This window comes from Salmonella sp. A7, assembly GCF_020181675.1.
Taxonomy (GTDB): domain Bacteria; phylum Pseudomonadota; class Gammaproteobacteria; order Enterobacterales; family Enterobacteriaceae; genus Salmonella; species Salmonella enterica.
Genome location: NZ_CP084001.1, coordinates 1,740,228 through 1,755,634, shown reverse-complemented (window position 1 = coordinate 1,755,634; position 15,407 = coordinate 1,740,228). Strand labels below are relative to the sequence as shown.

The following is a 15,407-nucleotide window of genomic DNA, read 5'->3' as shown; positions in this document are numbered from 1 at the left end:
GGAATAAGATAATACTTTATTACATATATTTATCTTGTTTAGATTTATACCTTATTTTCAATAGCCAAATAGTCGCTTTTGCGTACACCACTACGCTTAATATATATCGGTTTCATTATCAAACTATCCAGGCAACGATCTTTTTCTCCAATTTTAGAGAATCAATTTTCCCTATACATTTTTTTAAACATAACAAACATGAATTTCCGAACGTTGCTATCAAAGACGCTGTATATCATTATCAATAACAATAAAGGAGTAATGCTACTCATACACACTTGTATAAAGAAATCTAGCCATTCATTGCTGACTATAACTTTTGCCCTTGTAATAAAAAAGATGGAAAGCAAGAATATGCTTATAAAGAACCATGATCTTATAAGCTCATGAATAATAAATGCATTATCCGATTTAAGGGCATTTTTGTATAAAAATACTGGTTTCAAGATCATGACAACGATGATATTACTAACGATAGTTCCAATAACTATCCCATTTAAACCTAAATAATGTACTAAAACTAATGAAACGATAATATTAATTATGGCTTCCAGTAGGGGTAATTCAATATCTGACATATAACCAAGGCCTACTTTTGCAACATCAAAAGAGATCCTTGCAATCAATACGAAGCAATTAACAGAAAGTAACAAAACTAATTGTTGGCTAAGTACAATTTCTTTTCCCATCCATAAGGATACAAATGTACTTGAAGATATATAAAACATGTACGCGCAAAAAACACCTAGCATAAAAAAAAGTGAATTATAAAGTGATATAATCCTGATAACTTTTTCCTTACTATCAGAATATAATTTTGCTCCTATATAGGCACCCAGTGGGGAAGCTATTGCTGATATCAGAAAACCCAATGCTTGAATTAACATCATATAGGAAGAAAAAGATGTGATAACCGTTATACCTAGAAAGACAGATATAATTAAATAATCTGTATTAAATACAACAACACCAGCAATTTTATGTACAAACGTATATTTTATCTCTCTTTTTATTTTAGATTTTACACTTATTATATTTTCTTTATTGATAGTATCAGTAATATCCAACTTTACTAATTGCGGATATTTTTTTAATGTTAGTCTGTTAAAAAGAATAAGTTGTATTACATTAGAAAGTAATTCAATAGCGCACACAATCCAAAAGGAGACGCCGCAAATCATTAGAAATATTTGCAATATATACGCTAAACTTCTAGTTAACCCAGTAATTAATTTAACCAAATAGACATTCTGGTCTGCTGTTAAAATGACAGATTGAGCAGAGTATAAATATGATAATGATGTACTTATAACAAACACCCCCCATGTTATATATAGATTTTCAGGGGATATACTTGCATTTACTATAGAATTTAATAACAAAAAGAAAAGCAGTCCAATAACTAATATGCCCAATGCTATAAAATGGTATATTTTCTTTATTATAAAATATAATTGTCTTAACTCACTATTTTCTTTTCTATGCAGTGGTTTAAATAGGATATATGTTAAGGCTGTACTTATACCTAGCTCAGCAAGGTTTAATACTCCCATCAACTGTACTACTAATAAATAATACCCGGTTAAATCAGAACCATATACTTTAACAAAGTAACTTCTTAAAAAAAAGTTTGTTATTAATATAAGAACTGAAGTAAACAATCCTATCTGAGACCCAAGAGCAACTTTATTTCTAAACATATTAGGATAAAACTCGAATCATCTGTATTTTGTTAGCTAAAAAGGAATGTTGAATGATAGTTTCTAATATCATATTTTTATTTTCTTGAACTGACTTTACTTATTCCAGGTAAATATCTGTCTGATATTTTTTGAAATCTATCTAACTTGGTTATTTTGTCTAAAAAACCCATATTCACACATCGTTCACACAACAGATGAATAGACTAAGCTCTTTAAAATATCTCTATAACTCTCTAAATTTTAATTACAATGCAATAAATAGGATTAGAAAATTTTAATAACACCTATAAAACGCTTATAGGTGTTGAACAATATCTATTCAATTATAAATAATGGCAATTGTGTTACTTTACTAAACCTTTATGAATTTTATCTTTTAATGAAAGAATTGGACTATCTATTCCCCATGTAATATTAATATCAGGATCATTCCAAATAATACCTCTTTCATGTTCGCCAGAGTAATAGTTTGATGTTTTATAAACAAATTCAGCTTCTTCACTTAATACTAAGAACCCATGAGCAAAACCTTCAGGTATCCACAACTGCCTTTTATTTTCAGAAGAAATATTGACACCAACCCATTTACCAAACGTTTCGGAATCTTTGCGAATATCTACAGCAACATCAAAAACTTCTCCAGCTATACAGCGTACAAGCTTCCCTTGAGCATAAGGTTCAACTTGATAATGTAAACCACGTAACACACCTTTAGTTGATTTTGAATGATTATCCTGAACAAATTCAATCTTTCGGCCAACCGCTTCCTCAAATACTTTCTGATTAAAACTTTCCATAAAGAACCCACGTTCATCACTAAACACTTTAGGTTCAAAAATTAATACATCAGGAATTTCTGTTTTAATAACGTTCATTTTATTAATAACCTTTAATCATGTTCAGGAGATACTGCCCATAAGCATTCTTCGACAACGGTTTAGCCAGATTCTTAATCTGCTCCGCATCAATAAACCCTTTTCTATAAGCGATCTCTTCCGGGCAAGACACTTTTAGTCCCTGGCGTTCTTCGATGGTTGCAATAAAATTACTGGCCTCTATCAAACTCTGATGCGTCCCTGTATCCAGCCAGGCATAACCGCGCCCCATCATGGCGACAGACAATCTTCCCTGATCCATATAGATACGGTTAATATCCGTGATTTCTAACTCACCGCGAGCGGAAGGCTTAAGATTTTTCGCCATCTCCACCACGCTATTATCATAAAAATACAGCCCCGTTACCGCGTAATTACTCTTCGGTTGTAACGGTTTTTCCTCCAGACTAACGGCTGTGCCACTTTGGTCAAACTCAACCACACCGTAGCGCTCTGGATCGTTTACATGATAAGCAAAGACGGTAGCACCACTTTCTTTATTAACGGCAGCTTCCATTAACTTTGGTAAATCATGACCATAGAAGATATTGTCACCTAGTACTAATGCACAATCATCATTACCAATGAACTCTTCACCAATAATAAACGCCTGTGCTAAGCCATCCGGGCTTGGCTGTACTTTATATTGAAGATTCAGCCCCCACTGGCTGCCGTCTCCCAGCAGTTGTTGAAAACGCGGCGTGTCCTGTGGCGTACTGATGATCAGGATATCCCGAATGCCTGCCAGCATAAGTGTGGAAAGGGGATAGTAAATCATCGGTTTATCATAAATTGGTAGCAATTGCTTACTTACCGCCATGGTCACCGGATAAAGACGGGTGCCGGAGCCCCCCGCTAAAATAATGCCCTTACGCGTTTTCATTTCCATTTCTCATTCATAGAAAATGCCCTGATGGGCATTTAAATTTATCAGATGGTTGTCGTCGTAAACATTTCAGTCAGCATGCGCTTAACTCCTAATTCCCATTGCGGCAGAATAAGGTCAAAATTACGCTGAAACTTTTCAGTATTGAGACGCGAATTGCCTGGTCTGCTCGCCGGCGTCGGGTAGGCACTGGTCGGCACAGCATTAAGCTCAGTCAGCGCAAGCGTTATCCCTGCCTTGCGCGCCTCGTCAAAGACTAAGGCCGCGTAGTCATGCCAAGTTGTGGTTCCCCCGGCAACCAGATGGTAAAGACCTGCGACTTCTGGTTTATTTAACGCCACACGGATCGCATGCGCCGTGCAGTCAGCCAGTAATTCCGCACCGGTCGGCGCACCGTACTGATCGTTGATGACTGAAAGTGTCTGACGCTCTTTCGCCAGACGAAGCATTGTCTTTGCGAAATTATTGCCCTTACCTGCATAAACCCAACTGGTGCGGAAGATAAGATGCTTAGGGCAGTTATCCTGCAGGGCCTTTTCTCCCGCCAGTTTGGTCTTGCCATAGACATTCAGCGGCGACGTAGCGTCCGTTTCCTGCCATGGGATATCGCCGGTACCAGGAAATACATAATCGGTTGAATAATGCACTACCCATGCGCCAGTTTCGTTGGCCGCTTTAGCGATGGCTTCCACACTGGTGGCGTTAAGTAACTGCGCCAGTTCTGGTTCAGACTCTGCTTTATCTACTGCAGTATGGGCTGCTGCGTTAACAATCACATCGGGACGAAGTTTACGAACGGTTTCGGCAACGCCTTTCGGATTGCTAAAATCACCGCAAAACTCTTTTGAATGGACATCCAGGGCAATCAGATTCCCCACTGGCGCAAGAGAACGTTGCAACTCCCAGCCTACTTGCCCTGTCTTACCAAAAAGTAAGATATTCATTACTGGCGTCCTTCATAGTTCTGTTCTATCCAACTCTGATACGCCCCACTTTTAACATTGTTTACCCATTGAGTATTTGCAAGGTACCATTCCACTGTTTTACGAATACCGCTTTCAAAGGTCTCCAGCGGTTTCCAGCCTAATTCACGGCTAATTTTACCTGCATCAATGGCATAACGACGATCATGGCCCGGACGATCCGCGACATAAGTGATTTGTTCACGATAAGAAGTCGCTTTGGGTACAATCTCATCCAGCAGATCACAGATAGTAAATACCACATCGAGATTTTTCTTCTCATTGTGGCCACCAATGTTATAAGTCTCCCCTGCCTTGCCTTCAGTCACTACCATATGAAGCGCGCGAGCGTGATCTTCTACATATAGCCAGTCGCGAATCTGATCCCCTTTGCCATAAATTGGCAAAGGCTTTCCTTCCAGTGCGTTCAAAATGACCAACGGAATCAGTTTTTCAGGGAAGTGATAAGGGCCATAGTTATTAGAACAATTGGTAACGATCGTTGGTAGACCATAGGTACGCCGCCAGGCACGGACTAAATGATCGCTGGATGCTTTTGACGCAGAATAGGGGCTACTTGGCGCATATGCCGTCGTTTCAGTAAATAACGGCAGCGTAACGCTGTTTTCAACTTCATCAGGATGCGGTAAATCGCCGTAAACTTCATCAGTGGAAATATGATGAAAACGAAAACTATTTTTTTTATCTTCGCCAAGCGCAGACCAGTATTTACGCGCAGCTTCAAGAAGTACATAGGTGCCGACGATATTGGTTTCAATAAATGCTGCCGGCCCGGTAATCGAACGATCCACATGACTTTCCGCAGCCAAATGCATCACCGCGTCCGGCTGGTACTGCTCAAAAATACGCGTTATTTCAGCGGAATCACAAATATCCGCGTGTTCAAAATTGTAGCGATTACTTTCAGAAATATCAGAAAGGGATTCAAGATTACCGGCGTAGGTTAATTTATCAATATTAACTACAGTGTCCTGTGTATTCTTAATAATATGGCGGACAACAGCTGATCCAATAAAACCTGCCCCGCCAGTAATAAGTATTTTCACTTTTCTATTCCATAAGGCGTATTTAATGTGGTATTTAATTTGCCAATAAAAATTAATTGCTCAAGTCGTTACACACGCTACCGCCCCTGGCTCATCAGCTACCAGTGCACTGCGTACATATCGACTTGTTACAAACCTCGCCCAGCAGGGCAAAGTTCACTAAAACTTAAACGCTAATTGTCTTATTAATTGCATCCGGAAACAAGGATTAATCTTATAAAATCAGCATTAAAATGCTCCAGATAACCCCTTGTTACTTAAGTCCTTTATACAAAACTAAAACGGCAGTCAACACTCGTTTCAGCCAACTTGCCGCTTCGAATGTTCACTGCCGTTATTATGTTTATCACCAACCATTTATCACGGTTGTTAATACTTATTCATGCAGAAGCTGCTCTATGCTCTTACGGAACTTCGCTCCTTCTTTCAGGTTGCGCAGCCCGTACTTCACAAATGCCTGCATGTAGCCCATTTTTTTACCGCAGTCATAGCTGTCACCCGTCATTAGCATCGCGTCAACCGACTGTTTTTTCGCCAGTTCTGCAATGGCATCGGTGAGCTGGATACGGCCCCAGGCGCCCGGTTCGGTTCTTTCCAGTTCCGCCCAGATGTCGGCTGAAAGCACATAACGGCCCACCGCCATCAGATCGGAATCCAGCGTCTGCGGCTGATCCGGTTTTTCGATAAACTCCACAATCCGGCTGACTTTGCCTTCATTATCCAGAGGTTCTTTCGTCTGGATAACGGAATACTCCGATAAATCACCTTTCATGCGCTTCGCCAGCACCTGGCTGCGACCCGTTTCATTGAAACGCGCCACCATCGCCGCAAGGTTATAGCGCAGCGGATCGGCGGTAGCATCATCAATAATAATATCCGGGAGTACCACAATGAAAGGGTTATCGCCCACGACCGGACGCGCGCACAGAATAGAGTGCCCCAGCCCTAACGGCTGCGCCTGGCGCACGTTCATAATCGTTACGCCCGGTGGGCAGATAGATTGCACTTCCGCCAAAAGCTGACGCTTAACGCGCTGTTCAAGAAGTGATTCAAGTTCATAAGAGGTGTCGAAGTGGTTCTCAACGGCGTTTTTGGACGCGTGAGTCACCAGTACGATTTCTTTGATCCCTGCAGCCACAATCTCATCGACAATGTACTGAATCATTGGCTTGTCGACGATCGGTAGCATCTCTTTTGGGATTGCCTTGGTGGCAGGCAACATATGCATACCCAAACCCGCTACCGGTATAACTGCTTTCAAATTCATCATTGTTTCTTCCACCTGTAAAATGGTTGCTGAATTATAGCTCTTTAGCTTGTTTTCGCCAGCATGAATTACTCTGCTGCCAGGGATAATGATGGCACGCTCTACATTACGTCTTAGTCGGCACCATAACATTAAGTATGAACAACTTTTTCCCAGGAATTTTCGTAAAAATAGCGGTACTTACCCTCCCCGCTTCGGCAGCGGAAAATTCACTGCTTCGACATTCACGGTTTGGTGATTAATCCTGTCGATATCCACGGAACTCTGCCCGTTTTCATTGATGGCATGAACATTAGCGAGGGAAAGCAGCGTGTCCTGGCGGGCCATAAATTGACCACGGACATCTTTACGCAAATCGAAGCGCATTTTTAACGCCGGGCCAATGACTGAAGTTTGCATCACGTCGATATTACGCAGAAAAAGATGCTGTGGTTGATTATGCAGTTCCAGCGTAGCACGCGTCATCCGTACATTGGTGATGGCGACAAAAGAGGGGGCGTTACCGGAGGAAATTTGAATGCCGCGTAATTTATAAGCAACCTGGCGATTATCCAACCGAATAGCGTTTAATTTAAAGTTTTGCGGAATTGACAGGTATTTTCCTTTAACAACGCCATAGCCGATGAGCATCCCAGCACTATTCGTCATATCAATATTATCAATGACGAAATTATCACAGCCATAAATTGCGATCGTTGCGTTATCAATACCTGCATTTTTACTGAAATCGGGCGTGATGTTTTTGGCTTTGACATTGCGAATGACGAAATGTTTGCCATTTTCTACGTGCACAAGCTGTCGGCAATCAGATCCGGTAATATTGGCCACCACAAAGTTTTTTACTGCCTGGTCTTCAGGATAACTATTGTCATAGGTGCTACCCGCCAGCCCGATGCCGATCCCCCAGTTGATTTTGCCATTGGTACAATCAATGCGTTCGATGACATGATCGGAAATCAGGATGTCGCGGTCGTGAATCGCGACATTCCACTCAATGGCGTCCCCCTGCAAATCGCTAAAGCGGCTATGCGTAATCCGCACGCCGTCCATTTGGTTATGAAATCCCTGGCGGAGAATGGCGTAGTTGGCGTGGGTAACGGTGATGTCATCGATAATGAGATTACGCATCACCTGCGGTTCCTTACCGCCAATGAAAATTTGCGCGACGGGGCCAAAGCCGCTCATCGTCACGCCTTTAATCACACAGTCCGACCCGCGAACATCCAGCGTCACATTGTGCAGACTGCCGCCCTGCTCCCCCACCACCTGACACCCGTCTAGCAAAATAAACCGTCCCCGGCCATTCCCACGCACCGCGCCCTGTACCCGCAGCGTTTTTCCCGCCGGGATCGTTATCGCCGCATTGATATTTTCACACACCCATCCTGGCGGTACGACCACGGTCTGTCCGTCGGCGAAGGCCTGTTTGAACGAGGCAATACCGTCATCCGCCGGATAATCCTTAATATCGACGGTCTGGCGAGGTTCACGCGCCTGTAGCGGCAAGGCGCGCAGAAAAGGAAGAACAGCAAGCGCGGAACCTGCCGTCAGGAGGGTTCGTCGGGAGAATTTAGTCGCGGGCATACCACCTCGTTTATATCGTTTGTAGCAGGCTGGCTAACTGGCGATTAATCACCTGCTGATTAAAATCTTGCGCCACTTTTTCACGGGCGCGCGTGATCACCGACTCCAGCGTGTCGTGGTCAATCCGGCTGAAATCAGCGAGTCGGGCCGCCAGCGCCTGCGCATCGTGTTCCGGCACCAGCCAGCCGGATTTGCCGGCCTCCACCAGTTCCGGAATGCCGCTATGCACGGTAGACACCACGGGAATCCCCACCGCCATCGCCTCCATCAGCGCTACCGGAATACCTTCCATATCGCCATCCGTACCGGTAATCGACGGCAGCAAAAAAACATCGGCGTCATCCAGCATCGCCTTCACTTCATGGCTCGGTTTAAACCCCGGCATCTCAATGACATCCTCTAACTGATACTGCTCGATGAGCGTGCGCAGCCGACGTTCCCACGGGCCAATCCCCAGAATGCGGTAGCGAAACGCCACGCCCTGCGCTTTCAGTTGCCAACAGGCTTCAATCGCCACATGCAGGCCTTTTTTCTCGGTCAGGCGCGCGACGGAAATCATCTCCAGCGGCATCCCTGGCGCTTTCACTGGACGATGAGTAAAACGCGTCATATCGACGCCCATGCGCGAAACGGCAATCTTTTCCGGCGGGCAGCCCATACTTTTCAGGCGACCGGCCCACAGATCGCTGATGGGCAGCATCAGATCGCCACGACGAAACAACTGCTGATACTCCGGCGTGTAATGACTGAGCACTTCGCGGCTGGAAATATCAATCCCGTGGAAAATAGTCGCGATTTTGCCGCGAAGCACGCCCAGTTCGCGTAGTTTGGCCGCCGTCACGCCCGCCGGACCAAAGTGTGCGATAAACACATCCGCCACAAAAGGGTGGCTCACCTGCGCGCAAATCGCGGAAAGGATCAAATTGCGTGATTCATCGCCATAGCGGGTAAAATTGAGCGCTTTCCAGGTCGCCGCCCGATGCAGCCCCGGCAGCGTTTTACATGCCCGGTAGCGCAGTTTCGCCAGCCGTCCCTGGGGCTCATCCTGTAACCAGCGGGTTTTCGCCGCCAGGCCATACTTCTCCCAGGCGGCGTGAGTATGTTGGGTATCGCCTTTTTGTAACGCGACAATCTCCACCTCATGGCCCATATCAATAAACGCAGTAATCTGATTCAGCACAAAGGTTTCCGATGAGAGTGGAAATTTCAGCAGAAAAAAGCTGACTTTCATTGTTCCTCCCGAATTCTGTCGAGAACGGATTTGATCATCGTGAACCCTTTCGCCCGCTCCTCGGTGACGGCGTTAGCCACTTTTGCCTTTAGCGCAGGCAATTGATTGAGCGTATCGGCCACCACGCTTTGTAATGAACCGTTCAGCAAGTGACGGATATCGATAGCCAATTCCGCCAGGCCTAGCTGCTGCATAATCCCGGCGGATTTATGTTCATAATTAATGGCGATGGCGGGTGTGCCAAAATTCATGGAGATAATGGCGGAATGCAGGCGCGTCCCGATGGTCAGTACGCAGGAGGCGAGGATCTTTCCGATTTCCACGTCATTGAGTTCGTCCATCGCGATATGGAAATGTTCTGAGTCGTTTACATACTTCGCCATCCGTAACGCAACCATCCGGTCATCGCGGTTATAGCGATCGATACTGGTGCAGGTCGACAGCGCCAGTACCTGATAACCGTCCGCAATCAGGCGATTCACGACCTGGGCAAATGCCTGCTCATAGGCCTGCTGAGTGGTGCCCAGGCGTTTATCAAACGGCTCCAGATCGCGCAACGTAATCGCGACGGTTTTGCGGCGCGCGGTGACGTCCAGCCAGTGCTGCACAGCATAACTGGCGACAAACTCGTCGTGACGGCGTTCGACTAACCAGGCAGTATCCACCCCCTGCTCTACTTTTCGGGTATCGATCTGCGCGGCGGTCATCAGATCGCGGCTGACGGTTTCACGCAGGATCAGCGCACTGGTGCGCCCAAAAACATAATTGGCGAGCTGGTTAAAGTCAGGGTTCTGGAAAGGGCCGACGCTATGTCCCACCATATAAATTGGTTTGTTCGCCATAAACGCGCACAGCGGATATTCAAAGTGAGTCAAACCGTATAAGTCGACATAGTTTGAACCGCCCACCTGAATGACGGCGTCATACTGCGCAATAAATTGCGCGAATTCGGCAAATTCCGGCGCGATAGCAAAATTACGCAGCGATCCTTCCTGGGCGACTTTAGACAATAAAATTTTATGCTGAAAACGACGGCGTAATACTTTTTTCACCCGACCGTTAAGTCCTGCCGCCGCCTGCTGTTTCTGACTTAACTGATACAGCGGGTCGGCAATAATCGGGCGCCCCTGCAACCAGGAGGAACTCACCGGGAAACGGCTCATCACATCCATCTCCGCCTCTGGCGCCTGTTGACGGATGGCATCAAGCAAACCGCGCATAATGGCGCTATCACCACGGTTGCCGCATGTGTGGTTGCCTAAAATTAATAATTTCATAAATAGCCTCTTATATCCCCGTCATCCGACACGTAATAACTTTTTCAGTTTTGCACTGCCAACAAGCTGATTTTTAATTTCCATCACCAGCGCATTGCGTGAAAAAATAATCATTAAAATAAAACTCAAAATACCGACCATAACCTGTAGCGCGAATACCCCTGACAACGGTAAATAGCCGTCGACCAGCTTTCCTGCGCCGTAGCTGGTAATAAATGTGGGCAATGAGAGATAAAACGGTAGCCACAGGCTGAGAATATACTGACGATAGCTGGAGCCGAGTACCGGCTTAATCATCACGAAATAGCTCAGAATGGTGTTGATGATTTGCACCACCAGGAACCCCAGCGTCACGCCAATCGCCCCCGCCAGATGGCCACCAATGAGAATTGCCGGGATAAACAGAAACGTTTTAAAGACGTTGAATTTAAAGCTGATATCCACGCGCGCTTTCGCCATCAACAGCGAACCAATCGGGTTGCCGACCGAGCGCAGCAGCCCCACCACGCACAGCAATTGCAGGATCGGGATAATGCTGTTCCACTTCTCGCCAAACACTAACGGCACAAAATTGTTCGCCACTACCATCAGGCCCAACAGCGCGGGAAAATTGATAATTCCCACCACGGAAAGCAACTTATAGAAGTTGACGCGCAGCTTCTCGGTATCGTCCTGGATTTTTGCGAATGCCGGAAATAGCACGCGAGTAATGATGGGGTTAAGCTTCGCCGGCGGCACAACCGCCACGTTGTACGCGAGGTTATATCCCCCGGCGACGCTTGCGCCGAGAATTCTCGCCAGTACCAGCGTCGATAAATTCGTGTTGATGTAATTGACGATACTGTCCGCCGTCAGCCACGCGCCAAAACGCAGGTTCGTGGACACCGATGCCAGCGAAAAATGCAGCCCCGGACGATAAATCTTGCGGCCAAAGTAACCAAACAGCAGCGTTCGCACCGCGCTGTTCACCAGATAGCCGAGAATCGCGGTTAACGCCAGCGGCCAGTAATGGGCGCTAATCACCGTAAAGGTGAACCCCGCCAGCACGGAGGTCGTTTCGATCATGCCGATCTTATTGAACTCCAGCTCTTTTTGCATCAGCGCGCGGAACTGCTGCCCGTGAGGGATCACGATAAACGCCAGCGACAACGTTTTGATTAACGGCGCGAGATCCGGGTTATGCAAAACATGGGCAATCGCATCGCTCAGCCAAAAGACCACCGCAAATACCACAATCCCAAGCCCAACGTTTAGCCAGTAGAGCGTGGTCAGCTCCAGATGCCCAATCGTTTTACGCTGGATAATCGAGTTCGCGATGCCAAAGTCCGAGATCGTGTCGGCCAGCGCAATAATCACCAGCGAGACGGTCAACAGGCCAAACTGGTGGTTGTCGATGATCCGCGCCAGCACCGTCATCTGAATTAACCCCAGACCGATAATCACTATCGTGGCGATAGCCGACCATTTAGCGCCGCTGATCGTTTTTTGTCGTAAACTCATTCTTTTCTCCAGAACCTGTTCACAAGGCATCATTGGCGCAGCCAGATTGAACACGGACTGCGCGGAAAAACCGGAGCGTACACGCTGCCCTGGTGCAATATGGCAAGTAAAATAGCCTTGTGGGTCAGGTTCTTAATACGCCGCTTTATTCACAAACCCTTTAAAAATCGTCAGAAAAACGATTTTGATATCGAACCAAATACTCCATTCGCGGATGTATTCCAGGTCGAACTCCACGCGTTTTTCCATTTTCTCCAGCGTATCGGTCTCACCGCGCCAGCCATTAATTTGCGCCCAGCCGGTGATGCCCGGCTTCATCTTGTGGCGTAGCATGTAACCTTCAATCAACTGACGATACTGTTCGTTATGCGCCACCGCGTGCGGGCGAGGACCGACGATAGACATCCCGCCGGTTAATACGTTGATAAACTGCGGTAATTCATCCAGCGAGGTACGACGCAAAAAGTTACCTACCCGGGTGACGCGCGGATCGTTTTGCGTCGCCTGGGTAACGACCTTATCGTTCTCCATTACCTTCATTGAGCGGAACTTCCAGACTTTGATCGGCTTGCCGTCCATCCCGTAGCGCGTCTGACGGAAAATCACCGGCCCGGGCGAGCTCAATTTGACCGCCAGCGCAATGCAGCACAGTACCGGTGAGATGAGCAGCAGAATCAGCGACGCCAGCACGATATCTTCTGCCCGTTTAAGCAGACGGTTAATCCCTGACAGCGGCGTGTCATACAGCGGAACGACCGGAACGCCGCTCATCTCCTCCACGCGCGAGTGGAGAATATTAAAGGTGAACACATCGGGAATAAGGATCACCGAGCAGGTGGTGTCGGCCAGCTCGCGCACCAATTTTTTCACCATGGCGCCGTCGCTCATTGACATGGCGATATAAACATTGTGAATTCGCGAGGCTTTCGCATCGTCAATTAACTGCTCGAAGTTCCCGGCCCAGTCAGCAGAGACGCCGCCCGGTTTGGGATCGTGATAGACGCCCACCACCTCAAAACCTAGCCACGGCTCATTACGGAAGCTATCCAGCAACGCCTGGCCCGCAGGCAAATCTCCGGCGACGGCGACCCGGCGAGTGTTATAACCACGATTGCGTAGCCAGCCCGCGCCGAAACGAATAAATGAACGGCATAACACTAAGCCCAGGCTGGACAGCGCATACCAGGCCAGCCAGGTGGCAAGGCGGTTGTCAAAGTCATCATTAAACGCCACCAGACCGGCGCTGAAGATCAGGCTCAGCGTCCAGTTTTGCAGTAACAGCGTTAACTCTGTCGACATTTTGACGCCGCGCCAGGAGCGATAAAAATCGGTCATCCCGCCCAGCATTTGAAAAACAACCAGCGTAATCAGCGCCACCAACAGGTGCATGTACAGGAATGGCAGTCCACTGACTTCACAGATGAACCACAGCCCGCCAAACATGATGGTGATATCTGAAAAGCGTTGCACCATAGAGATTAACGATGCATTGGTTTTGGCTCGTTCGCGCTTTTTTAGATTTGTCATCGTTGTTCCTGTGATTGGCCCCTTACCCGCAGGCGGTAAGGGGAGATCTGACGTTACTGATTCAGCAGCGCCAGCAGAGTGCGTGTTCGCGCTTCCATCAGCGGAATATCGCCGCGTGATTCCACATTCAGGCGCACCACCGGTTCGGTGTTCGACGAGCGCAGGTTGAAACGCCAGTCGGCGAACGACATGCTGAGTCCGTCCGTGCGGTCCACCGCCTGCGCCTCTTCCGCGAAGTGCGCTTCCACCCGCGCGATGGCCGCTGCCGGCTCCGCCAGCCTGCTGTTGATTTCCCCGCTCGCCGGGAACGCCGCCATCCGGTCGCGGACCAGTTCACCCAGCGACTGTCCCTTCAGGCACACCAGCTCCGCCACCAGCAGCCACGGGATCATTCCGCTGTCACAGTAGGCAAAATCACGAAAATAGTGATGCGCGCTCATTTCCCCGCCATAAATGGCATCCTCCGTACGCATCCGCTCCTTGATAAAGGCGTGCCCGGTTTTTGACATCACCGGCGTCCCGCCCGCCGCCGTCACCACTGCCTCCGTGTTCCAGGTCAGGCGCGGGTCGTGGATAATCTTCGCCCCCGGGTGTTTTTCCAGAAACGCTTCCGCCAGCAGCCCGACGATGTAGTACCCCTCGATAAACTGCCCTTTCTCATCGAACAGGAAGCAGCGGTCGAAGTCGCCGTCAAAGGCGATGCCCATGTCCGCCCCGTGTTCAATAACGGCCTTGCGGGTGTCGTCGCGACACTCCGGCAGCAACGGGTTGGGAATGCCGTTCGGGAAGGTGCCGTCCGGGGTGTTGTGGATTTTGATGAACTCCACCGGCGCGCCCAGCGCCTTCAGACGCGCTTCGATGGCGTCAATGACCGGCCCCGCCGCCCCGTTGCCGGAATTCACCACCAGCTTCAGCGGGGTGAGATTGTTAACACTGATGTAGGCGAGCAGGTGGTCGATGTAGGCGTCGCGCAGGCTGATTTGTCTGTAGCTGCCGCGCGCGGCCTCGTTCACCGGCGGGAAGTCGCCCGCTTCCGCCAGACGCTGAACGTCGCGCAGACCGGTGTCGCCGCTTATCGGGCGGGCGCCCTCGCGCACCAGCTTCATACCGTTGTAGTCCATCGGATTATGGCTGGCGGTCACTTCAATACCGCCGTCCACGCCGAGGTGGAAGGTGGCGAAGTAAATCTCTTCGGTGCCGGACATACCGATATCCAGCACGTCGACGCCCGCGTCCTGTAACCCTTTCGCCAGCGCCAGCTTCAGCGCCTCGCTGGTCAGACGCACGTCGCCGCCCAGCACGATGGTTTTCGGTTTTAAATATTCGCCGTAAGCGCGGCCAATCCGCCACGCGATATCTTCATTGAGCTCTTCGCCCAGCCTGCCGCGAATGTCGTAGGCCTTGAAACAGGTTAATTTTGTCATGTTCTTACCCTTCTTCAGGCAACAGTTAGCCCTGACCATAAATGGCCAACATCGTTCTTGTTGTTCATTGCCGGATGGCGCGTTGCGCTTACCGGGCACCGTTG

The 15,407-nt window shown here is 48.0% G+C and carries 12 protein-coding genes; all 12 read right to left on the bottom strand.

All coding sequences use genetic code 11. The features are described 5' to 3' along the window. Positions 1-161: 161 nt before the first annotated feature. Positions 162-1,700, bottom strand: coding sequence for a lipopolysaccharide biosynthesis protein (locus LCS67_RS08270; RefSeq protein WP_000489515.1), 1,539 nt, complete (start codon positions 1,698-1,700; stop codon positions 162-164). Positions 1,701-2,047: 347 nt separating this feature from the next. After that, complete coding sequence (gene rfbC / locus LCS67_RS08265; protein ID WP_001100807.1) at positions 2,048-2,578, bottom strand: dTDP-4-dehydrorhamnose 3,5-epimerase; 531 nt, start codon at positions 2,576-2,578, stop codon at positions 2,048-2,050. Positions 2,579-2,582: 4 nt separating this feature from the next. Further along, positions 2,583-3,461, bottom strand: a complete 879-nt coding sequence (gene rfbA, locus LCS67_RS08260) for a glucose-1-phosphate thymidylyltransferase RfbA (protein ID WP_001612007.1) — start codon at positions 3,459-3,461, stop codon at positions 2,583-2,585. A 47-nt stretch (positions 3,462-3,508) separates the two neighbouring features. Beyond that, positions 3,509-4,408, bottom strand: coding sequence for a dTDP-4-dehydrorhamnose reductase (rfbD, locus tag LCS67_RS08255; protein ID WP_001023662.1), 900 nt, complete (start codon positions 4,406-4,408; stop codon positions 3,509-3,511). After that, a complete protein-coding gene (gene rfbB, locus LCS67_RS08250) occupies positions 4,408-5,493 on the bottom strand; it encodes a dTDP-glucose 4,6-dehydratase (RefSeq protein WP_000697842.1) in 1,086 nt (361 codons plus the stop codon). Before rfbB ends, rfbD begins: the two co-directional genes overlap by 1 nt. A 376-nt stretch (positions 5,494-5,869) precedes the next feature. Continuing rightward, entirely contained in the window at positions 5,870-6,763 is an 894-nt protein-coding gene (galF, locus tag LCS67_RS08245) for a GalU regulator GalF (protein ID WP_000981469.1), read from the bottom strand. A 177-nt stretch (positions 6,764-6,940) separates the two neighbouring features. After that, positions 6,941-8,344, bottom strand: a complete 1,404-nt coding sequence (gene wcaM / locus LCS67_RS08240) for a colanic acid biosynthesis protein WcaM (RefSeq protein WP_001111834.1) — start codon at positions 8,342-8,344, stop codon at positions 6,941-6,943. Between the two features lie 10 nt (positions 8,345-8,354). Then, positions 8,355-9,575, bottom strand: a complete 1,221-nt coding sequence (wcaL, locus tag LCS67_RS08235; protein WP_000868508.1) for a colanic acid biosynthesis glycosyltransferase WcaL — start codon at positions 9,573-9,575, stop codon at positions 8,355-8,357. Then, positions 9,572-10,852 carry a colanic acid biosynthesis pyruvyl transferase WcaK gene (gene wcaK / locus LCS67_RS08230; protein ID WP_000770915.1) on the bottom strand — a complete coding sequence of 427 codons (1,281 nt, stop codon included), beginning with the start codon at positions 10,850-10,852 and terminating at the stop codon, positions 9,572-9,574. The genes wcaL and wcaK overlap by 4 nt, the downstream gene beginning before the upstream one ends. Positions 10,853-10,873: 21 nt before the next feature. Next, positions 10,874-12,352, bottom strand: coding sequence for a colanic acid undecaprenyl disphosphate flippase WzxC (wzxC, locus tag LCS67_RS08225; RefSeq protein ID WP_000058681.1), 1,479 nt, complete (start codon positions 12,350-12,352; stop codon positions 10,874-10,876). Between the two features lie 132 nt (positions 12,353-12,484). Beyond that, positions 12,485-13,879 carry an undecaprenyl-phosphate glucose phosphotransferase gene (wcaJ, locus tag LCS67_RS08220; protein ID WP_000183163.1) on the bottom strand — a complete coding sequence of 465 codons (1,395 nt, stop codon included), beginning with the start codon at positions 13,877-13,879 and terminating at the stop codon, positions 12,485-12,487. Positions 13,880-13,932: 53 nt separating this feature from the next. Then, positions 13,933-15,303 (bottom strand): colanic acid biosynthesis phosphomannomutase CpsG, encoded by a 1,371-nt coding sequence (gene cpsG / locus LCS67_RS08215; protein WP_000164192.1) that lies wholly within the window; start codon positions 15,301-15,303, stop codon positions 13,933-13,935. Between the last annotated feature and the right edge of the window lie 104 nt (positions 15,304-15,407).